The 25,391-nt window shown below is 54.4% G+C and carries 26 protein-coding genes; 15 read left to right on the forward strand and 11 right to left on the reverse strand.

Going from position 1 to position 25,391, the window contains the following annotated elements:
- Positions 1–126: 126 nt before the first annotated feature.
- The gene (locus OTG14_RS06345; RefSeq protein ID WP_024909100.1) at positions 127–396 is read right to left on the reverse strand and encodes a DUF1161 domain-containing protein; all 270 of its coding nucleotides are present in this window, start codon (positions 394–396) and stop codon (positions 127–129) included.
- 104 nt (positions 397–500) lie between these two features.
- On the opposite strand from OTG14_RS06345, the gene OTG14_RS06350 reads away from it, so the two are divergent.
- On the forward strand, positions 501–1,211 hold the full coding sequence (locus OTG14_RS06350) for a YnfC family lipoprotein (protein WP_048989545.1): 711 nt from the start codon (positions 501–503) through the stop codon (positions 1,209–1,211).
- 17 nt (positions 1,212–1,228) lie between these two features.
- Here the strand turns inward: OTG14_RS06350 and speG are convergent, their stop codons facing one another.
- Both speG and OTG14_RS06360 read right to left on the reverse strand, forming a co-directional pair.
- Positions 1,229–1,789, reverse strand: a complete 561-nt coding sequence (gene speG / locus OTG14_RS06355) for a spermidine N1-acetyltransferase (RefSeq protein WP_024909098.1) — start codon at positions 1,787–1,789, stop codon at positions 1,229–1,231.
- A complete protein-coding gene (locus OTG14_RS06360) occupies positions 1,789–2,127 on the reverse strand; it encodes a DUF1283 family protein (RefSeq protein WP_023335541.1) in 339 nt (112 codons plus the stop codon). Before OTG14_RS06360 ends, speG begins: the two co-directional genes overlap by 1 nt.
- A 152-nt stretch (positions 2,128–2,279) precedes the next feature.
- Here OTG14_RS06360 and OTG14_RS06365 point away from each other — a divergent pair, with 152 nt between their 5' ends.
- From OTG14_RS06365 to OTG14_RS06385, 5 genes are all read left to right on the forward strand, one after another.
- A complete protein-coding gene (locus tag OTG14_RS06365) occupies positions 2,280–2,606 on the forward strand; it encodes a YnfA family protein (RefSeq protein WP_267214747.1) in 327 nt (108 codons plus the stop codon).
- 111 nt (positions 2,607–2,717) lie between these two features.
- On the forward strand, positions 2,718–3,932 hold the full coding sequence (rspA, locus tag OTG14_RS06370; RefSeq protein ID WP_048222955.1) for a starvation-sensing protein RspA: 1,215 nt from the start codon (positions 2,718–2,720) through the stop codon (positions 3,930–3,932).
- Positions 3,933–3,946: 14 nt separating this feature from the next.
- Entirely contained in the window at positions 3,947–4,966 is a 1,020-nt protein-coding gene (locus OTG14_RS06375; protein ID WP_267214748.1) for a Zn-dependent oxidoreductase, read from the forward strand.
- Between the two features lie 73 nt (positions 4,967–5,039).
- Complete coding sequence (locus OTG14_RS06380) at positions 5,040–6,407, forward strand: MFS transporter (protein WP_267214749.1); 1,368 nt, start codon at positions 5,040–5,042, stop codon at positions 6,405–6,407.
- A gap of 220 nt (positions 6,408–6,627) precedes the next feature.
- Positions 6,628–8,091, forward strand: a complete 1,464-nt coding sequence (locus tag OTG14_RS06385; protein WP_267214750.1) for a mannitol dehydrogenase family protein — start codon at positions 6,628–6,630, stop codon at positions 8,089–8,091.
- 43 nt (positions 8,092–8,134) lie between these two features.
- Here OTG14_RS06385 and ydfZ read toward each other — a convergent pair whose 3' ends face one another.
- The gene (gene ydfZ, locus OTG14_RS06390) at positions 8,135–8,338 is read right to left on the reverse strand and encodes a putative selenium delivery protein YdfZ (RefSeq protein WP_014883679.1); all 204 of its coding nucleotides are present in this window, start codon (positions 8,336–8,338) and stop codon (positions 8,135–8,137) included.
- Positions 8,339–8,625: 287 nt separating this feature from the next.
- On the opposite strand from ydfZ, the gene OTG14_RS06395 reads away from it, so the two are divergent.
- Positions 8,626–9,057, forward strand: coding sequence for a universal stress protein (locus tag OTG14_RS06395; RefSeq protein ID WP_267214751.1), 432 nt, complete (start codon positions 8,626–8,628; stop codon positions 9,055–9,057).
- Positions 9,058–9,090: 33 nt separating this feature from the next.
- Here the strand turns inward: OTG14_RS06395 and OTG14_RS06400 are convergent, their stop codons facing one another.
- Positions 9,091–9,777: a GntR family transcriptional regulator gene (locus OTG14_RS06400; RefSeq protein WP_090417139.1), complete on the reverse strand. Its 687-nt coding sequence runs from the start codon at positions 9,775–9,777 to the stop codon at positions 9,091–9,093.
- A gap of 91 nt (positions 9,778–9,868) precedes the next feature.
- A complete protein-coding gene (ydfG, locus tag OTG14_RS06405) occupies positions 9,869–10,615 on the reverse strand; it encodes a bifunctional NADP-dependent 3-hydroxy acid dehydrogenase/3-hydroxypropionate dehydrogenase YdfG (protein ID WP_252073375.1) in 747 nt (248 codons plus the stop codon).
- A gap of 142 nt (positions 10,616–10,757) precedes the next feature.
- Here ydfG and dcp point away from each other — a divergent pair, with 142 nt between their 5' ends.
- Together dcp and OTG14_RS06415 are read left to right on the forward strand one after the other, a co-directional pair.
- Positions 10,758–12,791: a peptidyl-dipeptidase Dcp gene (gene dcp, locus OTG14_RS06410; RefSeq protein WP_267214752.1), complete on the forward strand. Its 2,034-nt coding sequence runs from the start codon at positions 10,758–10,760 to the stop codon at positions 12,789–12,791.
- A 323-nt stretch (positions 12,792–13,114) separates the two neighbouring features.
- The gene (locus OTG14_RS06415) at positions 13,115–15,697 is read left to right on the forward strand and encodes a bifunctional diguanylate cyclase/phosphodiesterase (protein ID WP_048989535.1); all 2,583 of its coding nucleotides are present in this window, start codon (positions 13,115–13,117) and stop codon (positions 15,695–15,697) included.
- 57 nt (positions 15,698–15,754) lie between these two features.
- Here the strand turns inward: OTG14_RS06415 and uspF are convergent, their stop codons facing one another.
- Both uspF and OTG14_RS06425 read right to left on the reverse strand, forming a co-directional pair.
- Positions 15,755–16,189 carry a universal stress protein UspF gene (uspF, locus tag OTG14_RS06420; RefSeq protein ID WP_023335555.1) on the reverse strand — a complete coding sequence of 145 codons (435 nt, stop codon included), beginning with the start codon at positions 16,187–16,189 and terminating at the stop codon, positions 15,755–15,757.
- A 125-nt stretch (positions 16,190–16,314) separates the two neighbouring features.
- Positions 16,315–16,605: a DUF1330 domain-containing protein gene (locus tag OTG14_RS06425; protein WP_048989534.1), complete on the reverse strand. Its 291-nt coding sequence runs from the start codon at positions 16,603–16,605 to the stop codon at positions 16,315–16,317.
- A 71-nt stretch (positions 16,606–16,676) separates the two neighbouring features.
- Between OTG14_RS06425 and OTG14_RS06430 the strand changes: the two genes are divergently transcribed.
- Positions 16,677–17,129, forward strand: coding sequence for a MarR family winged helix-turn-helix transcriptional regulator (locus OTG14_RS06430; RefSeq protein ID WP_090418200.1), 453 nt, complete (start codon positions 16,677–16,679; stop codon positions 17,127–17,129).
- A 72-nt stretch (positions 17,130–17,201) separates the two neighbouring features.
- Here OTG14_RS06430 and OTG14_RS06435 read toward each other — a convergent pair whose 3' ends face one another.
- Complete coding sequence (locus OTG14_RS06435) at positions 17,202–17,873, reverse strand: MgtC family protein (RefSeq protein ID WP_267214753.1); 672 nt, start codon at positions 17,871–17,873, stop codon at positions 17,202–17,204.
- Between the two features lie 457 nt (positions 17,874–18,330).
- Between OTG14_RS06435 and OTG14_RS06440 the strand changes: the two genes are divergently transcribed.
- A complete protein-coding gene (locus OTG14_RS06440) occupies positions 18,331–19,536 on the forward strand; it encodes an MFS transporter (protein WP_267214754.1) in 1,206 nt (401 codons plus the stop codon).
- A gap of 19 nt (positions 19,537–19,555) precedes the next feature.
- Here the strand turns inward: OTG14_RS06440 and OTG14_RS06445 are convergent, their stop codons facing one another.
- Positions 19,556–20,545 (reverse strand): 2-hydroxyacid dehydrogenase, encoded by a 990-nt coding sequence (locus OTG14_RS06445; RefSeq protein WP_024909491.1) that lies wholly within the window; start codon positions 20,543–20,545, stop codon positions 19,556–19,558.
- Positions 20,546–20,871: 326 nt separating this feature from the next.
- On the opposite strand from OTG14_RS06445, the gene OTG14_RS06450 reads away from it, so the two are divergent.
- From OTG14_RS06450 to OTG14_RS06465, 4 genes are all read left to right on the forward strand, one after another.
- A complete protein-coding gene (locus OTG14_RS06450) occupies positions 20,872–21,195 on the forward strand; it encodes a hypothetical protein (RefSeq protein WP_267214755.1) in 324 nt (107 codons plus the stop codon).
- A 127-nt stretch (positions 21,196–21,322) separates the two neighbouring features.
- Positions 21,323–23,962, forward strand: coding sequence for a YdbH family protein (locus tag OTG14_RS06455; protein WP_267214756.1), 2,640 nt, complete (start codon positions 21,323–21,325; stop codon positions 23,960–23,962).
- Positions 23,959–24,150, forward strand: coding sequence for a YnbE family lipoprotein (locus OTG14_RS06460; RefSeq protein WP_114977366.1), 192 nt, complete (start codon positions 23,959–23,961; stop codon positions 24,148–24,150). Before OTG14_RS06455 ends, OTG14_RS06460 begins: the two co-directional genes overlap by 4 nt.
- 7 nt (positions 24,151–24,157) lie before the next feature.
- Entirely contained in the window at positions 24,158–24,475 is a 318-nt protein-coding gene (locus OTG14_RS06465; protein ID WP_024909488.1) for a YdbL family probable chaperone protein, read from the forward strand.
- Here the strand turns inward: OTG14_RS06465 and feaR are convergent, their stop codons facing one another.
- Entirely contained in the window at positions 24,476–25,384 is a 909-nt protein-coding gene (gene feaR / locus OTG14_RS06470) for a transcriptional regulator FeaR (protein ID WP_048989522.1), read from the reverse strand.
- Between the last annotated feature and the right edge of the window lie 7 nt (positions 25,385–25,391).

The following is a 25,391-nucleotide window of genomic DNA, read 5'->3' on the forward strand; positions in this document are numbered from 1 at the left end:
ACCCCATCATTATAATTGCGTATTATTTTTCCCGAAATGATATCCGGGCTAATGATGGGGTGAGTGTTACTGATTTGGGGGGACTAAATATTAATCCTCATCAAATCAAAGGGGATTGAGGGTCAATTACTGAGGTTCAGCTGCCGCACCACTGCCTGTGCGGGTGTACAAAATTTTAAAGGTGTCGTTCGCGCAGTGGCCCACCACCTGCGTGCCCGCCTGATCGGCCTGGTCGTTAGGCACAATGCTCAGCGTAAAGCCTGATTCAGGCACGCCGTTATTGATAATTTTCTGCTGAATGTCGCTTTTCACGCGCTCGCAGGAATCCGGTGCCGCCAGCGCGGCCGTTGAGGCACTCATTAACAGCAGGGCGGTAATCCAGGGTAACCGTTTCATCTGTAGCTCCTTTTCTCTGTGTAGAGATTAATTTTAGCAGGCTTCGTGTAAACAACTGTATTTGCTAATATGATTGGGAATAATCTCCCTGTACGGTAATAAATGTGAAGAAATACGCAGCGATAACGCTACTGGCAGCAACACTGGTGGGGTGCGACAACAGCTCCGCGCCGCTGTCGTTTACGCCCGAGATGGCGAGTTTTTCGAACGAATTTGATTTTGATCCGCTGCGCGGCCCGGTCAAAGACTTTACTCAGACGCTGTTCAACGAGAAGGGCGAAGTGTCCAAACGGGTCACCGGCACCGTCTCGACAGAAGGGTGTTTCGATACGCTGGAGCTGCACGACCTGGAGGCCAACACCGGCGTGGCGCTGGTGCTGGATGCCAATTACTATCTTGACGCAGAAACCCAGCAGCGAAAAGTGAAGCTCCAGGGGAAATGCCAACTGGCCGAACTGCCGTCAGCCGGGGTGACGTGGGATACCGACGACAACGGTTTTGTGGTGGCGGCGCACGGCAAAGAGATGGAGGTGAAGTATCGCTACGATGCGGATGGCTATCCGCTGGGCAAAACCACCGTCTCCGGCGATCAGCACCTGTCCGTCCAGTCGACGCCGTCTAAAGATGTTCGCAAAAGAATGGATTACTCGGCGGTGAGCATGTTGAATGACAAGCCGCTGGGTAACGTCAAGCAGAGCTGCGATTACGACCGCCACAATAACCCGGTGAGCTGCGATCTGACGATCACCGACGACAGCGTCAAACCCGCCGTTGAGCGCAAGTACACCATCAAGAACACGATTGATTATTACTGAGAATAAAACCGCGCAGGTTACTGCGCGGTAGGTTTCAGCAGGCTGGCGCCTGACGGCTTGTGCCCGGCCAGGTGCTGATGCTGGAAGATGCACATGCGAATGGTATTGCGGTATTCACCGTTGATAAAGAACTCGTGAATCAGCTCGCCTTCCACCATAAAGCCCAGCTTGCGGTAGATATGGATCGCTTTCTCGTTCTCTTTGTCCACAATCAGGTAAAGCTTGTAGAGATTCAGAACGTTGAATCCGTAATCCATTGCCAGCTTCGCTGCCCGTGAGGCAAGGCCTTTTCCCTGATGCTCAGGGGAGATGATGATCTGGAACTCCGCCCGACGGTGAACGTGGTTGATTTCAACCAGCTCAACAAGACCGGCTTTTTCGCCTTCACACTCCACCACAAACCGACGTTCACTCTGATCGTGAATGTGCTTATCGTAGAGATCGGATAGCTCGACAAACGCCTCGTAAGGCTCTTCGAACCAGTAGCGCATCACGCTGGCATTATTATCGAGCTGGTGGACGAAACGAAGGTCTTCACGCTCCAGCGGACGGAGTTTAACGTCGCAGGATCCAGACATTACGGGGCTACCGTGCGGCCAGTGCGGCGATCCAGGCAGCGCAGGGTGTTAGGCTCCCAGTAGGCATTGACGTTTGCACTTTGCTGACACTTATCGCGCGCGTCAAAAGCGACATCTTCTTTGTCCCACTCTTTTTCAGCACGTTTGTTGACCTTCTGACGAAGGTTACGGGTGTCATTCCATTGTTCTTTGTCCATGGCGGCGTTCTGACGGCTTTGCGCGCTGTCACCAGACTCAATAATGAGCTTGCTGGTTTCCGCTGTCGCAGAGGCGGCAAAGGCGAACGATGACAGCGCCAGCAGGGCTGTCAGACAAAGGCGTTTGCTTAATGTGGTCATAGCGTTTCCTTTTAAATGGGTGCAGATAATCAAGTTACCCCGTACAGATTCTACACTAAAGCGAAATGACGGCATACCCGCGGAGCAAGTATGGAAAAGTAAAGGGCATCATCAGGTATGATGGTTAAATAAATCCTCACCTGACGTGAAATATGCTTAAAACGACGCTGCTTTTTTTTGCCACCGCGCTATGCGAAATCATCGGTTGCTTCCTGCCCTGGCTCTGGCTGAAGAAGGGAGGATCCGTAATGTTGCTCATCCCGGCAAGCGTCGCGCTGGCCCTGTTTGTCTGGCTGTTAACGCTGCATCCGGCGGCCAGTGGGCGCGTCTACGCCGCTTACGGTGGTGTTTATGTGTGTACTGCGCTGCTGTGGTTACGCGTGGTGGACGGCGTCAAGCTCAGCGCATACGACTGGGCCGGGGCGCTGATTGCCCTGTGCGGTATGCTGATTATTGTGGCGGGATGGGGGCGCGCCTGAGTCCCCGGGTTTTGTGATCGCTAGCTGATTTTATGATCATTATACTTGTATGGTAGTAGGGTTGATGGGTAGATTTCCAGCATCACAACGAACGATGTAAGGAAAGGAATTATGAAGATTGTCGCAGCTGACGTGTTTGTTACCTGCCCGGGGCGGAACTTTGTCACCCTTAAAATCACCACCGATGAGGGGATTGTCGGTCTCGGTGACGCTACGCTAAACGGACGCGAGCTCTCCGTGGCCTCTTACCTGAAGGATCACCTTTGCCCCCAGTTGATTGGCCGCGATGCGCACCGCATCGAAGACATCTGGCAGTTCTTTTATAAAGGCGCCTACTGGCGTCGCGGTCCGGTTACCATGTCGGCCATCTCCGCCGTGGATATGGCGCTGTGGGATATCAAAGCCAAAGCGGCCAACATGCCGCTCTACCAGCTGCTGGGCGGCGCCTCCCGGGAAGGGGTGATGGTCTACTGCCACACCACCGGGCACACCATTGACGACGTGCTGGAAGATTACGCCCGTCATAAAGAGATGGGCTTTAAGGCGATCCGCGTGCAGTGCGGCGTGCCGGGCATGAAAACCACCTACGGCATGGCCAAAGGGAAGGGGCTGGCCTACGAGCCTGCGACCAAAGGTGACTGGCCGGAAGAGCAGCTCTGGTCCACCGAAAAATACCTCGATTTCACGCCGAAGCTGTTCGACGCGGTGCGCAGTAAATTTGGCTTCAATGAGCATCTTCTGCACGACATGCACCACCGCCTGACGCCAATTGAAGCGGCGCGCTTCGGCAAGAGCATCGAAGCATTCCGCATGTTCTGGATGGAGGATCCAACGCCTGCGGAAAACCAGGCCTGCTTCCGCCTGATCCGCCAGCACACCGTCACCCCCATTGCGGTAGGCGAAGTGTTTAACAGCATCTGGGACTGCAAGCAGCTTATCGAAGAGCAGCTTATCGACTATATCCGCACCACCATTACCCACGCGGGCGGCATTACCGGCATGCGTCGCATCGCCGATTTTGCCTCGCTCTATCAGGTGCGTACCGGTTCACACGGTCCGTCGGATCTGTCGCCCGTTTGCCATGCCGCCGCGCTGCATTTCGACCTGTGGGTGCCGAACTTTGGCGTGCAGGAATACATGGGCTACTCCGAACAGATGCTGGAAGTCTTCCCGCACAACTGGCGCTTTGATAACGGCTATATGCATCCGGGCGATAAGCCGGGGCTGGGCATTGAGTTTGATGAAAAGCTGGCGGCGAAATACCCCTACGATCCGGCCTATCTGCCGGTGGCCCGCCTTGAAGACGGCACGCTGTGGAACTGGTAAGCGAGGAGCAAACGATGAAAAGCGTAGTGATTCAGCAGCCAAACCAACTGGTGATTGAAGAGCGGCCACGCCCGGAACCAGGCGCAGGCGAAGTCCGCGTGAAAATCACGCTGGCGGGTATCTGCGGGTCGGACAGCCACATCTATCGCGGCCATAATCCTTTTGCGAAATACCCACGCACGATTGGCCACGAGTTCTTTGGCGTGATTGACGCCACAGGCGAAGGGGTTGACGCTGCCCGCCTGGGCCAGCGCGTCGCGGTTGACCCGGTGATCAGCTGCGGGCACTGCTACCCGTGCTCCGTGGGAAAACCGAACGTCTGCACCTCGCTGGTCGTGCTGGGGGTGCACCGTGATGGCGGCTTCAGTGAATATGCGGCAGTGCCCGCTCAAAATGCCTGGGCCATTCCGGATGACATTCCCGATCGACACGCCGTCATGGTTGAGCCCTTTACCATCGCCGCCAACGTAACGGGGCAGGCGAAACCGACGGAACAGGACGTCGCGCTGATTTACGGCGCTGGCCCGATGGGACTGGTCACCGTGCAGGCGCTGAAAGGCGTCTATCAGGTGAAGCAGGTTATCGTGGTTGACCGCATAGACGAGCGCCTGGCGATGGCGCGGCGCAGCGGCGCGGATTGGGTCTTTAATAACGGCGAGCAGTCGCTGCAGGCCGCGCTGGAGGAAAAAGGCATCAAACCGACGTTAATCATTGATGCCGCCTGCCACCCATCTATTTTGCAGGAAGCGATAACCCTGGCCTCTCCGGCGGCGCGCATCGTGCTGATGGGCTTTTCCAGCGAGCCTAGCCAGATTGTTCAGCAGGGCATTACCGGCAAAGAGCTGGCGATCTTCTCCTCGCGCCTGAATGCCAATAAATTCCCGGTCGTCATCGACTGGCTGAAGAGGGGGCTGATCGACCCGGAAAAACTGATCACCCATACTTTTGACTATCACCACGTAACAGACGCCATCGAACTGTTTGAGAAAGATCAGCAGCAGTGCTGCAAAGTCTTACTCACGTTCGGCCAATAATCATTTACGCGATTAAGAGCCTGCGCAGACAGGCTCTATGTGGTTCGCATCTTACCTTTCAGAGATAGCCATCATGACACAAGTACAACCGCAACGATCCACCGCCGATCTGGTGAAAGCCGCCGTTTCCGGCTGGCTTGGCACCGCTCTGGAGTTCATGGATTTTCAGCTTTACTCGCTGGGGGCCGCCCTGGTCTTCCATGAGATCTTCTTCCCCGAACAGTCTGCCGCGATGGCGCTGATCCTGGCGATGGGGACCTACGGCGCAGGCTATATTGCGCGCATCGTCGGGGCCTTTATCTTCGGCAGAATGGGCGACAGCATTGGCCGTAAGAAAGTGCTGTTTATCACCATCACTATGATGGGGATCTGCACCACGCTGATTGGCGTCCTGCCGACCTACGCGCAGATCGGGATTTTTGCCCCGGTTCTGCTGGTGACGCTGCGCATTATTCAGGGTCTGGGCGCCGGGGCTGAGATCTCCGGGGCGGGGACCATGCTGGCGGAGTACGCGCCGAAAGGGAAACGCGGCATCATCTCCTCGCTGGTGGCGATGGGCACTAATTGCGGGACGCTGAGCGCAACGGCGATCTGGGCCATCATGTTCTTTGCCCTTGACCGTGAAGAGCTGCTCGCCTGGGGCTGGCGCGTGCCGTTCCTCGCCAGCGTCGTGGTGATGATCTTTGCCATCTGGTTGCGTATGAACCTCAAGGAGAGCCCGGTCTTTGAGAAAGTGAACGATGCACAAACCGTGCAGCCGGACACGTCGCTCGGTTCAATGGTGAAAAGTAAATCCTTCTGGCTGGCGACCGGCCTGCGTTTCGGCCAGGCGGGCAACTCGGGTCTGATCCAGACGTTCCTCGCGGGCTATCTGGTCCAGACGCTGCTGTTCGATAAGGCCATCCCTACCGATGCGCTGATGATCAGCTCCATTCTCGGGTTTATCTCTATCCCGCTGCTGGGCTGGCTTTCCGATAAAGTGGGGCGCCGTCTGCCGTACATTATCCTCAATATCTCCGCCATTCTGCTCGCTTACCCGATGCTGTCGATCATCGTCGATAAGAGCTATGCGCCGGGGACGATCATGCTCTCTATCATCGTTATCCATAACTTCGCCGTTCTGGGGCTGTTCGCGCTGGAAAATATCACCATGGCGGAGATGTTTGGCTCGCGAAATCGCTTTACCCGTATGGCTATCTCGAAAGAGGCGGGCGGTCTGGTAGCTGTGGGCTTTGGTCCGGTACTGGCGGGGATCTTCTGCAATATGACCGGCTCCTGGTGGCCGATTGTTGCCATGCTGGTGGCCTATTCCATGATTGGGCTGCTCTCGGCGATCCTGATGCCGGAAGTGCGCGACCGTGATTTGAGCGCGGCGCAAGACGCAGCGGAGTCCTCACCAGAAGAGCGTGTGGGTTACGGTGCGATCTCCTCGCGGCGCTGACGGTTTATATCTTGAGCGACTTATCACACAACTTTATGTTTATGTCACACCACATGAGCAAAAGTTAATATAAATCAAAATCTCAAACGTCAGTATCAGTATGGTTGATGGCAGTTATTTTTTTACCCCAACTGCCATTCTAGTTGGTGTAGTCAGCAGGCGCTGCCGCTTCAGAAGGAGCGGCAGCGAACCACAGCTTTCTAATTAACGAGTCTTAATCATGGAAAATACCTTATTACAGGCCAACGCGACGCTGCCTCAGTACGATCGCGACAGCCTTAAAGCACGCATCGTTCATTTAGGCTTTGGCGCATTTCACCGGGCGCATCAGGCAGTGTATGCCGATATCCTCGCCGCTGAGCACGGCAGCGACTGGGGTTACTGTGAGGTTAACCTGATTGGCGGCGAGCAGCAGATTGCCGATCTGAACGCGCAGGATAATCTTTATACCGTGGCGGAGATGTCTGCCGATGCATGGACCTCCCGCGTGGTGGGCGTGGTCAAAAAGGCCCTCCATGCGCAGGTAGACGGGCTGGAGACGGTGCTGGCAGCGCTGTGTGAACCGCAGGTGGCGATTGTCTCGCTGACCATCACCGAGAAAGGGTACTGCCACTCACCAGCGACCGGGCAACTGATGCTCGATCATCCGTTTATCGTCGCCGACCTGCAAAACCCACACCAGCCGAAATCTGCGCCGGGTGTAATCGTGGAAGCGCTGGCGCGTCGCAAAGCGGCGGGTCTGCCGGCGTTTAGCGTGATGTCCTGTGACAACATGCCGGAGAACGGCCACGTGATGCGCAATGTCACCTGCGCGTACGCCCGGGCGGTAGACGGTGAGCTGGCGGACTGGATCGAGGCTAACGTCACCTTCCCGTCAACCATGGTGGATCGCATCGTGCCCGCGGTCACCCCCGATACGCTGGATAAAATCGAACGGCTGACCGGCGTGCGCGATCCGGCGGCAGTAGCCTGTGAACCGTTCCGTCAGTGGGTGATCGAAGATAACTTTGTTGCGGGCCGTCCGGAATGGGAAAAAGCTGGCGCCGAGCTGGTGTCGGACGTGATCCCGTTTGAAGAGATGAAGCTGCGCATGCTCAACGGCAGCCACTCGTTCCTGGCGTATCTGGGCTATCTGGCCGGATACCAGCATATCAACGACTGTATGGAAGATGAGAACTACCGCCTCGCCGCGCACGCGCTGATGCTTGACGAGCAGGCGCCTACGCTGAAGGTCAAAGGCGTTGATTTAGGACGCTATGCCGATCTCCTGATTGCCCGCTACAGCAACCCGGCTCTGCGCCATCGGACATGGCAAATTGCGATGGACGGCAGCCAGAAGCTCCCGCAGCGTATGCTGGACTCCGTGCGCTGGCATCTTGTGCATCAGAAACCTTTCCCACTTCTGGCGCTGGGCGTGGCAGGGTGGATGCGCTATGTCGGCGGCGTGGACGAGCAGGGTAATGCGATTGACGTGAGCGATCCGCAGCTGGCGGTGATTCAGGCGGCGGTGAAGGGCAGTGCGGAAGGGGAAAGCCGGGTCAAGGCGCTGCTCGGTATCGAGGCCATCTTCGGTAAAGAGTTACCGCGTGAAGCAGGCTTTGTTGATGCGGTGATGAAGGCATACCAGACGCTGCTGCAACAGGGCGCGAAAGCGACCGTGGCCCAGTACGTCTCTCAACGGTAATTCAGCACATGCCGCCGTTCGCGGCGGCATGTCTGCGCACAGCTTAGTGCATCCCCAGGCGAATCAGCTCAATCGGCTCGAACTTACCTTCGCATCCTTCCACTTCAACCGTTTTGCTGCGGCGCACCTGCGCGGCATCCAGCCCGTCGCTGTGGATCGCTTTAATCACGCCAGTTTTGCCCGTGCCGCTAATCATGACGCGGCTGCCGGTGGTGATTGCATTGCGGTTACGGTCGTATGTCATCATGGTATTTTCTCCTCTCTAACCTGTTCGTTACGGCGCTATTTCAGGGTTGCCGTTCACGGAGCATATAAATACGCCTGTCTGCATCACATGTTTTTGTTTTTGATCAAACTCACACTTTTTTCTTTATTGTGCCGGGCGCTGACGATTCACGACAGCAATTTACAAAGCAGACCGTTATTTTCATTAATTGATAGTTTCGGAAGGGTAGCGTTGAGGGTTGGTTTATATTCCCGGTGCCATTCTGGGTACAGGAAATAACCCTTTCATCGGAATAAGGAGTCAGGCTTATGTATAAGAAGATTTTGATGCCTGTTGATGTGTTTGAAATGGATTTGAGCGACAAAGCGGTTCGCCACGCGGCAAACCTTGCGAAGGCAGAAGGCGCCTCGATTACCCTGGTCAATATTCTGCCGGCCAGCAGTCGGTCCCTGCTGCGCGGATTTAACGCCGATATTAAAAAGTTCGAAGAATATATGACTGAAGAATCCGGGAAGAAAATGAACGCGTTAAAAAGACTGTTCGATATCTCGCCGGAGAAAATTGACACCCTGGTTCTCTTTGGCAACGTCCGCGATGAAATTATCAGGCTGAGCAAGGAAGGGGAATATGACGTGATTGTCATCGGGTCGAAAAATCCGGGCATCACTACCCATCTTCTGGGATCAAATGCGGAATCTATCCTGCGCTACGCCACAATTCCGGTGTTAGTCGTTCGCTAAACCCATCGCCGCACCCGAAAGGGGCGGCGAATATCACTCTTCGCTAAACCACTCGCTATTTTCCTGACGAATCAGCTGCACGGATTCGCTGATTTCCTGCAGATGCAGCGTCATCGCTTTTTCCACAGCGTCCGCATCGCGTTTTTCCAGCGCGCTGAAAATATCATGATGCTGTCGGAGCAACATTTCCGGCGGGGAGACGTGATCGAGGCTCATGTAGCGCACGCGGTCGATGGTGGCCTTGATGTTCTCGATGGTGTCCCATGCAAGCTGACAATCGGCAATCTGCGCCAGTTTCTGGTGAAATTCATCATCAAGCTGGAAGAAGTCATTCAGCTGCTTACGGTCAATCGCAATCCGCTGCTGATGCAGGTTCTGCTCCAGCAGGTAACACTGGTTGTCGTTGATGAGCGTTGCGGCACGGCGCGCCACCGCGCACTCAATGGCCTGGCGAACGAAACAGCCGTTGCGCACCTGAGAGAGTGAAATTTTGTTCACGTAGCTGCCGCGCTGCGGGCGGATCTGAATTAGACCGTTTTCCGCAAGCTTAATAAACGCTTCACGCACCGGCTGCCGGGAAACGTCAAACCGCACGGAGACCTCTTTTTCTGAAAGCGGCGTTCCCGGTGGGATCAGGCAATGGACAATATCACGTCGCAAAATGCGATAGATTTGCTGGTTTACGGGCTGGGTGGGATTGAGTTGCGATTCAGCGGCCATGAGTTGTCATTTCTCAGAGAGTTAGCCCGAACATACTACCATTCTTTTATAACCCGAAACAGACCCGGCCCGCAGGCCGGGAAGGGCAGCGTTAGCCACGATGGACGCTAAGTCCGGCAAAACTCTGGCTGACCGGCATCATTTCTACGGTATTGATGTTGACGTGTTTTGGCAGCGTCGCCACCCACCAGACCGTTTCGGTGACATCTTCCGGCGTCAGGGCGTTCGCGTTTTCATAGGTTTTGTCTGCTTTCGCGTCATCGCCTTTGAAACGCACATTGGAAAACTCGGTGCCACCCACCAGGCCCGGCTCGATGTCGGTGACGCGAATGGCGGTGCCGTGCAGATCGGTCCGCAGGTTAAGGCTGAACTGGCGCACAAACGCTTTCGTCGCCCCGTAGACGTTACCGCCTGCATAGGGCCAGCTTCCGGCGGTGGAGCCGATATTGATAATGTGGCCATGATTGCGCTCGACCATGCCCGGCAGCACTGCGCGGGTCATATAGACCAGCCCTTTGTTGTTGGTGTCGATCATGTTTTCCCAGTCTTCCACGCTGGCTTTGTGGGCAGGCTCCATGCCCAGCGCCAGACCGGCATTGTTGACCAGCACGTCGATAGCGCGCCATTCTGCTGGCAGATTCGCAATCATCTCTTCGATCGCCGCGCGGTTACGCACGTCCAGCTGCGCGGTCAGGATGCTGTCGCCTAGTTCGTCTTTGAGCTCCTGTAAACGCTCCTGACGGCGGCCGGTCGCAATAACCTTGTGCCCGTTGGCGACGAAGCGACGCGTGATGCTTTCACCAAAACCTGCCGTTGCCCCGGTAACTAAAATAATCATCTCACTGTTCCTCAACGCTTTTTGTGTTGTACTAACATAGCACGGCCGCAGAGGGTGCGTTAAGGCAACATTTGTATGACAGCGTTGCAGGGGATGGCGGCCTGGCCTACTCTGGGAGGATACCCGTACTCAGGAGCGAAAGATGACGGCCACGAATCCCTTTTTCAACATCAGCCTGTTGCCTTACCAGGCCCCCCATTTTGATGAGATCAACGACAGCCACTATCGTCCGGCCTTCGATGAAGCCCTTCGCCAGAAGCGGGCGGACATTGACGCGATTGTCGCTCAGGCCGCTGCGCCTGACTTCGCTAACACCGTGCTGGCGCTGGAGAAAAGCGGCGCTTTGCTCCAGCGCGTCAGCAGCGTGTTCTTCGCCATGACTTCCGCGCACACCAATCCGTATTTACAGGAGCTCGAGGAACAGTTCTCCACCGAGCTTGCCGCGCTGGCAAACGATATCTGGCTGAATGACGTACTGTTTGCCCGCGTGGAGAGCGTCTGGCAGGACCGTGCCGTGCTGGACGCTGAATCCCGTCGTCTGGTCGAGGAGACGTATCAGCGGTTTATTCTGGCCGGCGCGCGTCTGAATGAGACAGAAAAGGCCGAGCTAAAGGCGTTGAATACCGAGGCGGCCTCCCTGACCAGCCAGTTTAACCAGCGTCTGCTGGCTGCCGATAAAATGGGTGGGCTGGTGGTGGATTACGCGCACCAGCTTGACGGGCTAAGCGCCGGTGAGATTGCTGATGCGGCGCAGGCTGCCGCGGAGCGAGGGCTAAACGATCGCTGGCTGATCCCGCTTTTGAACACCACCCAGCAGCCCGCGCTTTCCGCGCTGCGCAATCGTCAGACGCGCGAAAACCTCTTCAACGCAGGCTGGACGCGTACCCAGAAAGGGGATGAAAACGATACTCGCGCGCTGATCCTGCGTCTGACGGCGCTACGTGCGCGACAGGCCCGTCTGCTGGGCTTTGAGGATTACGCCAGCTGGAGCATCGCCGATCAGATGGCGAAAACCCCGGCCGCCGCGCTGGAATTTATGCGCGGCATTGTGCCTGCCGCCCGCGCCCGCGCGGAACGCGAGCAGGCCGACATTCAGAACGTTATCGACGATGAGCAGGGCGGTTTCACCGTGGAGGCCTGGGACTGGGCCTTTTATGCGGAGCGCGTGCGCCAGGCAAAATATGCCCTTGATGAGTCGCAGATCAGGCCCTACTTTGCGCTCAATACCGTGCTGCAGGATGGCGTATTCTGGGCAGCCAGCCAGCTGTTTGGCATTCGCTTCGTCGAACGCTTCGATATCCCGGTGTACCACCCGGACGTCCGCGTATGGGAAATTTTCGACCATACCGGTGAGGGCATGGCGCTGTTTTACGGTGACTTCTTTGCCCGTGATTCCAAGCAGGGCGGGGCATGGATGGGGAATTTCGTCGAGCAATCCTTCGAGTTTGCTGCCCGTCCGGTGATCTACAACGTCTGTAACTACCAAAAACCGGCGAATGGCGGTGTCGCGCTTCTCTCCTGGGATGACGTGATAACCCTGTTCCACGAGTTTGGCCATACGCTGCACGGTCTCTTTGCCAGCCAGCGGTTCGCCACGCTTTCCGGCACCAATACGCCGCGTGATTTTGTTGAGTTCCCGTCGCAAATCAACGAGCACTGGGCCAGCCATCCACCGGTGTTTACCCATTATGCGCGCCATTACGAAACCGGTGAGCCGATGCCGGACGCGCTGCGGGAAAGCATGCTCAACGCGACCCATTTCAACAAGGGTTATGATATGACGGAGCTGCTGGCTGCCGCGCTGCTGGACATGAACTGGCACGGCATCAGTGAGGCCGTTTCGAGCGTAGACGCATTTGAAGCGGCAGCCCTGAAAAAAGAGGGACTGGATCTGCCCGCCGTACCGCCGCGCTATCGCAGCAGCTATTTTGCCCATATTTTTGGCGGCGGCTACGCGGCGGGATATTACGCCTATCTCTGGACGCAGATGCTCGCTGATGATGGCTATCAGTGGTTTGTTGAACAGGGCGGCCTGACCCGTGAAAACGGGCAAAAATTCCGCGAGGCGATTTTGTCCCGCGGGAACAGCACGGATTTAGCTGAGCTGTATCGCACCTGGCGCGGGCACGATCCGAAGATTGAGCCGATGCTGGAGAATCGCGGGCTGAGCGAATAGAGTCAGTCTCATCAGAAAAAAAGAACCGGGCTTTACGCCCGGTTTTTTTATACGTTTCATCGTTCCTGTGACCGCTACAGCAAAAAATAGTCTTAATATCCATTCTGTGTAAATACAACCGCTGAGGTGATAAGTTACTTTGACCGGTATATTTAATTAACCGAATTTAGGCTGTAAAAGAGTTAATGATTAATAATTTGATCTGGGTTGTAAAAACCACATATTCTTTAGCTTCAGATTTTTTGCTATAAAATTTTATTATTTTTTGCCGATAAATGGAGGTGGCATAAATATTGACGTAATAGCAGTTAAGAAGGCGAAAGATGACCCTACCTCTGAACAATCCGGCTTTCACGGATACCGAGCCTTCTAAAGGCCTGATAAATAAAACCTTTACCTATATTGTTACGTTGTTGATAAGTATTTTCATCGCCGCAATAATATCTCTGCTAATAATAAAAGATAATGTTAATGAAATCAGCGATAAGCACGATGAATTTTTGTTAAGGGAAGCGCTGGATACCCGCCAGGAAAGCATGCGAAGTCATTTGAAAGACAATGCAGAGTGGGGAGATGCCTACAAATATCTTCATCTGAACACTGACGTTCACTGGGCATGGGATAAGCAAAACCTGGGTAAGTCCCTCTATGACAACTTTGGCTACGAAGGGGTGTTTGTTCTCTCCCCGGAAGGGAGAACGCGGTACAGCGTGGTTGACGGGAAACTGAAGCTTCAGGATCTGGATCGCTGGTTAGATAAATCCACCAAAGACCGTTTACTCCGTGAGGTGAGCCTAAAAAATGGATTGCCGGTTTCTATGCTAACGCTTATCGATTCCGTTCCGGCCATTGTTTCTGCGGAATGGATAACGACGGGCGATGATACGAGCGTGCAGCCCTTACCGGGGAAAGCTTCGACAATGGTGTTTATAGACAAGCTAACGGCTAAAAAACTCCTCACGATTGGGCAGGATGCCGGCGTCAAAAATGTTCGTACTTCACCCGATCCAGTCACTTCTCAAATAAACAACCAGACTGAATTTACCTTAAGTGCCCAGAATGGTGATGTGCAAATTATCTGGGACAGCGAAAACCCAGGCCAGGCGTTGATTATTTATTTTTTACCCTTACTCATCCTTTCAGTCATTCTGACGGTATCGATGACGGTTATTCTCATGCGTCATATTATGCAGAAGGCGAGAATGCTTGACGAAAATACCTTTCTCCTCGAGCAGGCACGGTTAAATCTCATCACGAGTGAAAAACGATTCCGGGACGTCAGTGAAACAACCAGCGACTGGTTCTGGGAAACAGATTTATCGTTAAAGATAACGTGGCTTTCAGGTCGTTTTTCTACAGTGACGGGATATGAAAATAGCGAATGGATAGGCCGCAGGTTGGATGAACTCTTTCCCTCGACAGCTGGATTATTACATGGCTGTGTCAGCCGCCGCGAGTTAACTGAACGCTTTGAATTTAAGAACTGCCCTTATACTCACGCGCAACAATCCACGTCCTATTGCACGCTTCTGGCAAAGTTTTCTGCACAGCCTGACGGAACGGTGGTGTTGCGGGGCGCGGCAACCGACGTCTCTCAGGAAGTTGAAGCAACAAAACGTGTGGAGTTCCTGTCACGCCATGATGAATTAACCGGTCTGCCGAACCGGTATCATATTAAGGAGTTTCTTGCAGGCCAGTTCGCTAAAGAAGGCGTCAATCATTATCCCTTTGCCATGATTTGCCTCGATTTAGACAAGTTTAAACCCGTCAATGATATTTTTGGGCATTCCGCGGGCGATGCTCTGCTTGGCGAGGTCGCTTTACGGCTTAAAAACTGCGTTCGTCGAGGTGATTTTGTCGCAAGGCAGGGAGGGGATGAATTTATGCTGCTCCTCGGCAACAGCAGCCAAAAAGAGCACATTGAGGAGGTGTGTCACCGCATCGTGCAAGAACTTAACCGTCCTTTCTCCATTGAGGGCAATGATGTGGCGATAGGCGTAAGCATGGGTATTGCGCTGGCTCCCCAGGATAGCAGCAGCGCAAACGATCTTTTACGCTATGCGGATATTGCGCTTTACCAGGCGAAACAATCCGGCAGAAACAGATGGGTCTATTATCGCCCGGATATGTCGGAAAAATTGACCGAACGGAGAAAACTGGAATTAGAACTGAAGACAGCGATTCGCGAAGAGCAACTCTATCTGGTTTACCAGCCGCGTTATAACCTCCGATACTCGAAAATAGACGCCGTCGAAGCGCTGGTACGTTGGAAGCACCCGCAGAGAGGGACTATGATGCCCGATCAGTTCATCACCCTGGCGGAAGAAACAGGCCTGATTATTAACCTCAGCAACTGGGTCATACGCACAGCGTGTGCGGAAACAAAAGATAAATTGCCGGGGTTATCGGTATCCGTAAATATTTCTGCTATCGAATTTCAGGCAAGCGATCTTGCCGAAAGGATAAAAGAGATACTTCACGAAACAGGGCTTGAGCCTAACCGTCTGGAAATAGAAGTGACTGAAAATGTCACGCTTTCCGATCCAGAAAAAACCTTGCAGACCATGAAGTCTCTCAAAAAAATGGGTGTCCGCATTCTGATCGACGACTTCGGTACCGGCTATGCATCCCTGAGCTATCTCCGGAAGTTTCAGTTTGACGGGCTCAAGCTCGACAAGAGTTTTATTTTTACCCTAGGCGATTCACCGCAGAATCAATCAGTCGTAGAGAAAATTATCGATCTGGGTAAAGCCTATTCGATGGCGGTAACCGCAGAAGGGGTGGAGACTGCCGAACAACTCTCTTTTCTTAAAAAAAATAAATGTGATGAAGTTCAGGGCTACTTGCTTGGAAAACCGGCCGCTATTACGGACTTAAATTTAAACGCAAACAGAGTCAATCTCTAAAGCGTGCTTTCATTCAGGGAAACGTAAATGAAAAACCGGGCTTTGCGCCCGGTTTTTTTATCTTACAACCAGCACAGGGCATTTCGCATGCCGCACCACTGCCGCAGCGTTTGAACCCAACAGATAGGTCGATATGTCAGGCTTATGGGAGGCGATGATAATCAGGTCGGCGCCGATCGTGTCAGCGAGCTTAAGGATTTGATCCTTAGGGGATCCCGTCACGGCGTGAGTCTGAATCTTATCTGCAGGGATTTTGAATTGCTTAACAATTTCATCCAGTTTAGCTAAAGCAGCGTGCTGGAACTCTTTCATCTTCGGCATTTCTACGGAGTAGGCCAAACCTAATGATGAGTAATAAGGAAGAGATGGAATAACAGTAAGAAAGTGAACTTTAGCTGTGTTAAGTGCTGTATGTGCCTGAACGAAGGGGATAACCATGTGCGTCAGGCTATCCTCGGAGATATCAATGGGAACCAAAATTGAATTGTACATGTGTCCCTCCTGAGTGTTTTTTGCACAGCTCAGGGTAAACCGTTATTTCCAGCAAAACAGAGAGCAGGCTTTCATAACGGGGACAAATTTCGGTTCTGTGATTTAGGTACAGTTGAACCTGCCTGTCATTCCGTCGTGACAATGAACATTCTTGCTTCCTGGGCGAGCTGGCGTTCAGCCTTAATCGGCGCATATTTTTCCGAATGATAGAAGGCAATGGCCTGATCTAACGTCGGGAATTCAAAAATGCCTGCATAGGGTAACGGCGCTACTTCCCCTTCCAGTACCTGTGCGACAGCTCCAAAATGGACAATTTTTCCGCCTGCTTCCTCTAATGCCGACGTGAAGCGAGGGGCCAGGCTGGCCTGTCTGGCAGGGTCAATGACCCGTAAGTTGATATGAACAAAGGCAGGCATAATGGTTCCTCAAGCAGTATAAATAGTGTATATACAGTATTAACTTTAGCATTGCTTGTCGAGATGAAATGATGAACAACATTGATGTGGCGCTGTTGGAGAGCATTCCGGAGGTCTGTCCGGCGTTTCAGGCGCGCGCTACCGCTCGGGCTATTACGCGCTATTACAACGCCTGCTTCAGACCGTTTGATCTGACCGCTGAGCAGTTCAGTCTGATGGTTGGCATCGGGGGTTCTCCTAATGAAACCGTTGCGGAACTCGCCGCCAGAGCAGGAGTGGATGCGACAACACTGAGTCGTAATATCCGTAGTCTGGAATCCCGGGGCATTATTGACTCGGCTGGAGGCCGTGGACGTGCCGGAAAACGACTCACGCTGACAGCTGAAGGCTGGCGTCTGCTTGAAGAGGTCATGCCGGTATGGCAATCCGCTAAGCAGGAGTTGTCCCAACTAATGGGCAGCGAGCAGCTTAGCCTGACGACGGAGATGATGAAACGTCTGGCTAAAATCAGTGCTGCCTTATGAAGCTCTCCGCGTTATTGTCAGAGGCCGTGCAAAACGGAAAGGTTATACCGGGCGTAATGCCCGGTAATAGACTTAAATTGCGTGACAGCTGACGGACGCGATAATTTTATTCCCGCCGATATTACCCATAATCAGATCGAGTAATTTCCCGTATTCCTCCCGGGTCATCACCTCGGCCCGAATTTCAGTTTTACCTTCTGCTTGCGCCGTATCGCAATAAATGGATTTCAGGCTTAAGGTCAACTCTTTCGCCATGTTTACCACGCTCTGTCGGACCGCATCTTCATGCTCATCATTGCAGGTGATTTTCAGGACATAGCATTTTTCGCCTTCATGGAGCGCGGGCAGTTGATTAATCCGTTGCGCAGCTTCGCGAAGCAATATGTTGGCACAAAGAATAATCACGCTGGCCATACCGGCATTCCAGAATTGACCTAAGCCGCACAGCACACCAATTCCGGCCGAACACCATAGCGTTGCGGCGGTATTTAGACCACGAATATTCATTCCTTCACGCATAATGACGCCAGCGCCAAGGAAACCTATTCCGGAGACGATCTGCGCTGCAATGCGTCCCGGGCTATCGGGTGACGTCGAGATGGAACTTAAAATAAACACGGCAGCGCCCGTCGCAACCAGTGCATTGGTACGAAGCCCGGCCATACGCTGGCGCCACTGTCTTTCCGCGCCGATAATTGCGCCCAGCAGCATCGCTGCGAGCAGATGAGAGATATAAGGGAACATCAGCCTGTCGCCTGTTAACATGATTAAACGATAAGCGTCAGTGCTTCACAAAGCACAGTATGACGCCGTTAAAACGCAAAGCATGTCAGCGCGAGGGTGGCGGAAAGAGTGAATGATTAAACATGAACATCGTGATGCCCCACAAATTTGGTCGTTCTTAATGTATTGGGATGCAATCACGTAAAGAGGATTGCTGCCCACCGTAAAGGTAAGCAGCGAAAAAATCGCGTCAGCTTACCTTCGTATCGACGATAAAATAACTTTCCAACGAAGGACTCCTGTGAAAATTTATTGCCAGTATAGTCAGGGTCGATAATGAGTAAAGTGAAAAAACAACGTCCGTTATGAATTGTTTAAGTTCGGAAGACATATTTTTTAAGACGTCATCTGATTTTCAAAAATACCCGGTATACTACATTTCCTTTTTTACAGGCGATAACAGACAAAGGCAGGATGTATGTCTCTTCGTTCGCTGCGGGCGTTATGCCTGACAAGTTTTTTCATTGCGGATGTCCGCGATGGCCTGGGGCCTTTTCTCGGTATTTTTCTGACCGAACGCCACTGGACCCCTGATGATATTGGCATCCTGATGACGGCCGGCGGGCTGGCGGGGTTACTGGCCACGCTGCCGGCGGGGTTCATCACCGACACCTCCCGCAATAAGCGTGCTGTGCTCGCGCTGCTGTGCATTCTGATCACACTAAGCACGCTTCTGCTCTGGTTTAGCCAGCAGAGCGGCGTGGTCGCCGTGTCGCAAATCGTCACCGGTATCTGTGCGGCATTTGTCGGGCCGTTGATCGCCGGGATTACGCTGGGGCTGACCGGACAGGGTGGGTTCAGCGCGCAGATGGGCAGAAACGAGGCGTTCAATCACGGCGGCAATTTCATGACCGCTCTGATTGCAGGCGGAATTGCCTGGTACTGGGGCGTGGGCGGGATTTTCCTGCTGATGACCTGTACCACGCTGCTAACGCTGTGTGCGCTGCTTGCCATTCGCAACAGCGATATCGATAACGACGCGGCGCGCGGGCTGTCCTCTTCAGCGAGCCTGCCGGTCCCCGGTTTTGCGATGCTGATGAAAAACCGGGCGCTGTTTGTGACCGGGCTGACGCTGCTGCTGTTCCACCTGGCGAACGCCGCGCTATTACCGATGCTGAGCATGAGGGTGGCTGCGGCACCCGCCACGATCAACCCCGGTTTGTACGCGGCGGGTACCGTCATCATCTCGCAGGCCGTGATGATCCCCGTCGCCATCTGGGCTTCGCGCCGGATCGAACATTTTGGCTACTGGCGCTTAATTATGCTGGCGCTGCTGGTCATGCCGGTACGCGCGGCGCTGGCGGCATCCACGGACGCGCCGTTAATGATGATCCCGGTACAAATTCTCGACGGCCTGGCCGCCGGGATCCTCGGTGTCGTCGTACCGTCGTTTATTGTGGTGCTGCTGCGCGGAAGCGGGCACGTCAATGCCGGGCAGAGTGTGGTGATGCTGATGCAGGGGGTTGGGGCATCCATGAGCCCGGCGTTAACCGGGACGATCGCCGGTCATTACTCGTTTGCGACGGCATTCAGTGTCCTGAGCGCGATTGCGCTGGCCGCCGTTCTGATCTGGTGGCGCGTTGCGCACCGCAGTTGGGAAACAAACGCGCCGGGTGAGGCTTAGCCACCACCCGGCTTAGCACTTAAGCCAGTTCGTTAGGGCACGGCTCACCCTTTTCTAACTGCTGAAGATTGCCCAGCGTGGTTTCCGAAATGCTGATCAGGGCTTCGGCAGTCAGAAACGCCTGATGTCCGGTAAACAGGACGTTATGGCAGGCAGAGAGGCGACGGAACACGTCGTCCTGGATGACATCATTAGACTTATCTTCAAAGAACAGATCGCGTTCGTTCTCATACACGTCCATCCCCAGCGCGCCAATTTTCTGGGTTTTCAGCGCTTCGATTGCGGCCTGAGAGTCAACCAGTCCGCCGCGGCTGGTGTTGATGATCATCACGCCATCTTTCATCTGGTCAAACGCCGCCTGATTGAGCAGGTGGTAGTTTTCCGGCGTCAGCGGACAGTGCAGGGAGATCACGTCGGACTGCGAGAACAGCGTCGGCAGGTCAACGTACTCCACGCCCAGATCCAGCGCTGCGGCGCTTGGGTACGGATCGAATGCCAGCAGACGCATGCCAAAGCCTTTCAGAATGCGCAGGGTAGCCACGCCAATTTTACCGGTGCCGATCACGCCAGCGGTTTTGCCGTACATGGTAAAGCCGGTCAGCCCTTCCAGCGAGAAGTTGGCGTCACGGGTACGCTGATAAGCGCGGTGAATACGACGGTTGAGGGACATCATCATGCCAATCGCATGTTCCGCGACCGCTTCCGGGGAGTACGCCGGAACGCGAACCACCTTCAGACCCAGCTCTTTTGCCGCATCGAGATCCACGTTATTAAAGCCCGCACAGCGCAGGGCGATGTACTTCACCCCCTGTTTTTTCAACTCTTCCAGCACCGGACGACTGCCGTCATCGTTTACGAAAATGCAGACGCCTTCACAGCCGTGCGCCGTTTTGGCGGTTTTTTCGGACAGCAGAAAGTCGAAAAATTCAAGCTCAAACCCGTAAGCCTCGTTAACATGTTGCAGATACTTTTTGTCGTACTGCTTTGTGCTGTATACCGCGAGTTTCATAAGACTTTCTCCAGTGATTTTGCATTCACGTTAGCATGATTAAAATTATCTTACAATTTATAAAATATTATTGAATTCAATAAGTTCTATCAATTATTCTAGAGCATATGTGCACCCTAACTCCATGATATTCTTACTACGAGAAATCTTCGGCGCGGATCTGATCAGGACATATAGCGGAAAATGAAGTGGGTAGAGGATGCGAGAAACGCCTGTCTGAATTACGTTAAAGAATGGCAAGAGGGTGCGAAAACTGCAATCCTTCCTGATGTGATGGGACGATATCAGAAACTGGGTGAGTTTCTGATAAAGAGGGAGAATGATGCATGTCTCAACAATTGGAATTGTCCTTATCTCCGCCGATGCTGCCTGCTTTATGCTATTTTATTGTTTCTATTGTGATTTTCTTCTTATTGTACTTCGGGAAATTGAAAGTTAACCGGCTCCGGAAATATCCACTGTTCATTGCTTATACGCTGTTTGTGATAGCCATTGCTGCCATTCAAATTAACGTTTTTGCCAACGGCTATGAGTTTGTTCGCGCATTTTTACTTATTGATTTTGATCCCTGGCGGTACAACTCGGTGTATTGGGGGTCGTTGATATTCGCCATGCTTTACCTTCTGGCGTTGCCTCGGAACAGGCCCTAGTTTCGCAACTTAACGTTACAGCATCTATTCTTAAACCTGGCTTTGACTTCAACTGACCAGCTAAACATGCGACAATGATCGGCACTGCCGGCTTAATTCTTTTGCTAAATCAGGATATTAACTGCCCATGAAGGGTAAATACAAAGCCGCTCTTGCGCTTTTACTGCTGTTCATATTGTTGCCGCTGACGCTGCTGATGACGCTCGCCCAGTGGGTACCGACGCTCGCCGGGATCTGGCTGCCCGTCGGGACGCGCATCGCTTTCGAAGAGAGTCCGAAACTGACTCGCCACGCGCTGGTGATCCCCGATCTTCGCTATCTGGTTGAAGACTGCGAAATTGCCCGCATCGATAACGTGACGCTGTCACATCCCAGCCGCTGGAAGCTGGATATCGGCGCGCTGGATCTTAACTCCGTTTGCCTGAGCAAAATTCCCCAGTCCGCGCCGTCAACGGTTGCTCCCAAAACGCTGGCCCAGTGGCAGGCGGTATTGCCCAATACCTGGCTTACGGTTCACCGCCTGACGCTGTCGCCCTGGCAGCAGTGGCAGGGTGAGCTTAATGCGTCGCTGACCCCGTCCAGCCAGGAGATCGCCTATAAAGGCGAGCAGGTCAGCATTAAAGGCACGCTTCGCGGCCAAACGCTCTCGGTCAGCCAGTTTGATGTACAGCTCCCGGACCAGCCGCAGCCGATTAAGCTGGTGGGCGAGTTTACTTTGCCGCTGGTTCCGGACGGCGTGCCGGTGAAAGGCCACGCGGTGGCGACCTTTAACGTGCCACAGTTAACGTCCCTGGTCGACGCCGATCTGGACTGGGAAGAGAATCAGGGACAGCTGGTGGTGATGGCGCGGGACAACCCCGATCCGCTGCTCGACCTGCCGTGGCAGATCACGGCGGAGCAGCTGAACATCAGCGACGGGCGCTGGAACTGGGATCTCTCGGGTATGCCGCTGAGCGGGCGGGTGTCCCTTCGTGCAGACAACTGGCAGCAGGGGCTGGAGAAAACAACCCTGACCGGACGACTGAATGTGCTGACGCACGGCGATGCGGGGAAAGGCAACGCGGTACTGAATATTGGGCCCGGCAGGCTCAGTATGGAAAACAGCGACATGCCCCTGCATCTCAGCGGCGAGGCGAAGCAAAACGATCTCATTCTTTACGCCAAATTGCCCGCTACGCTGACCGGCAGCCTGTATGAACCGCAGCTGGCCTTTGAGCCGGGCGCGCTGCTCCGCTCGCGCGGGCGCATCATCAATTCGCTCGATATCGATGAAATCCGCTGGCCGCTGGCGGGCGTGAAGCTGACGCAGAAGGGCGTGGACGGTCGTTTACAGGCGATTCTGCGCGCCCATGAAAACGAGATGGGTGATTTTGAACTCCACCTGGACGGCCAGGCCAATGACTTTTTACCTGATAACGGCCTGTGGCAGTGGCGCTACTGGGGAAAAGGCGGTTTTACGCCGATGCATGCCCGCTGGGATGTCGCCGGGAAAGGCGAGTGGCGCGACAACCTTATTGAGCTGACGGCGCTCTCCACCGGTTTTGACAAGCTCCAGTACGGCACGATGGAGGTCAGCAAGCCGCGTCTGGTGCTGGATCAGCCGGTACGCTGGTTGCGCGATGCCGAAAAACCGGCCTTCAGCGGCGCGCTGTCGCTCAATGCAGGACAAACCCGTTTCTCCGGCGGCAGCGTGTTGCCGCCCTCGGTCCTGACCTTCAGCGTCGACGGCACCGACCCGACAATTTTTCAGTTTAAGGGCGACCTCCATGCGGACAAAATCGGTCCGGTACAGGTGAACGGTCGTTGGGATGGCGTGCGCCTGCGCGGGCAGGCCTGGTGGCCGAAACAGTCCCTCACCGTATTCCAGCCTTTGATCCCGCCGGACTGGAAAATGACGCTGCGCGACGGGGAGCTTTATGCGCAGGTCGCCTTCTCGGCGGCGGCCGATCAGGGCTTTGAAGCGGGCGGGCACGGCGTGCTGAAATCCGGCAGCGCCTGGATGCCGGACAACCAGATTAACGGCGTCGACTTTGTGCTGCCGTTCCGCTTCAGCGAGGGAACCTGGTCCCTCGGCACGCGCGGTCCGGTCACGTTGCGCATCGGCGAAGTGGAAAACCTGGTGACCGCGCGCAACATTACTGCAGATTTACAGGGCGATTATCCCTGGACGGAGGACAGTCCTCTGCTGCTCACCAACGTGAAGGTGGAAACCCTCGGCGGGAAGATCACCATGCAGCAGCTGCGGATGCCGCAGCACGATCCGGCCCTGCTGCGGGTGGACAATATCTCTTCGAGCGAGCTGATTAGCGCCGTCAATCCGAAGCAGTTTGCCATGTCAGGGCCGGTGAGCGGGGCACTGCCGTTCTGGCTGGACAACGAAAAATGGATCATTAAAGATGGCTGGCTGACCAACCCGGGGCCCATGACGCTGCGCATCGACAAAGATACGGCCGACGCCATCGTGAAAGATAATATGGCTGCGGGTGCCGCGATTAACTGGCTCCGCTATATGGAAATTTCGCGTTCGTGGACGAGAATCAATTTAGATAACCTGGGTGAATTAACCATGCAGGCGACCATCAAGGGGACCAGCCGGGTCGATGGCAAAAGCAGCTCCGTCAACCTGAACTATACCCACGACGAGAATGTCTTTACCCTCTGGCGCAGTCTGCGTTTTGGGGACAACCTGCAAACCTGGTTTGAGCAACATGCGGCGATACCTGCTCCCCGCAGTTCGACTGGCAAGGAAAGTGAGGAACAACAATGAAAAAGATGGCTGGTGTGCTCACCGTTGCCGTTGCCGCGCTACTGTCCGGCTGTACGCCGCGTATTGAAGTCGCTGCGCCAAAGGAGCCGATTACCATCAATATGAATGTCAAAATCGAACATGAGATCCACATCAAGGTCGATAAAGATGTTGAAACCCTGCTGAAATCGCGCAGCGATCTGTTCTGAGGACGCCATGAAACGAGTAGCTCTGATTTTGCTGGCGCTGGGGATGAACGTGCAGGCAGCTGCGCTGACCTTAAACGATGCCCGGGCCCAGGGGCGCGTGGGGGAAACCCTCAGCGGTTATCTTGCCCCGGTTCAACAGGACGCGGAAACGCTGGCGCTGGTTAATCGCATCAACGCGGCGCGCACGGAAAACTACCAGAAGCTGGCTGACAGCAATAATTTGCCGGTCGATGAAGTGGCCAAAATGGCAGGGCAGAAACTGGTTGCCCGCGCGCAGCCGGGCGAATACGTGAAGGGCATTAACGGAAAATGGCTCAAAAAGTAGCTAGCGGTAGCGCCTGCGGTATTCACCAGGCGAGACGCCAAAACGCTGCTTAAACGCCGTTGAAAAATGGCTATGGTCGGTGAACCCCCAGCTGTAGCCAATGCCCGCCAGCTTTTCATCATCACCGGCAGCGCGCAGGACCTGCGCGCAGAGATCCAGACGACGGTTTTTGATGTACTGCGCCACCACCAGCCCTTTCTCGGCAAACATGCGGTAGAGGCTGCGCACGGACATACCGCTCTCGGCGGCAATCCATTCCGGGCGCAGCGATTCAGACTGAATATGGTCGTCAATCAGCGCCACCACATGCTGGAACTGGCGCTCCTTGCGCGGCTGAATGATTTCACGCTGCTGGAAAGCGGGACGAAGCAGACAGATCATCGCCTCGAGCGCCGCTTCACTTTCGCGGTCACTCAGGTCGGGATTGCTCATGCTCTCCATCAGCAGGCGATGGCTCAGCTGTACCGTGGGCAAGGTGCGCGAAAGGGCGGTCGCGCAGCTTATCTCCTGGAAACGACACTGCTGCTCAATTATCTGACGGGGAACCAGCAGCGAAATCTGGCGGGACTTTTCCCGCCAGTTGATCGAGCAGGGACGCGACGCGTCAATCAGCGTGATATCACCGGTCCTGAGTAGCGCGCGACGGTCATCCTGTTCAATTTCCGCGCTGCCTTCTAGCTGGAACACGGTATAGAACCAGGCATCGTTACTCTGCGTGATCTCCTGACGGGAGCGGAACAGATTAACGCCGCCTGCGGTCACGGTACTGAGCTTCAGGCTGCGCGCATAGCTGGTCTCCAGCTCGCCGTAGAATTTTCCCTCGGTGGGCTGCGCGTTAAAACGCCCGCAAACCTGGTTAATTTGCGCCAGCCACTGCTGATACTGTTCCTGCTCGCTTGCACACGCCATCGTTTCT

It is taken from the genome of Enterobacter pseudoroggenkampii, from assembly GCF_026420145.1.
In the GTDB taxonomy this organism is placed as follows: domain Bacteria; phylum Pseudomonadota; class Gammaproteobacteria; order Enterobacterales; family Enterobacteriaceae; genus Enterobacter; species Enterobacter pseudoroggenkampii.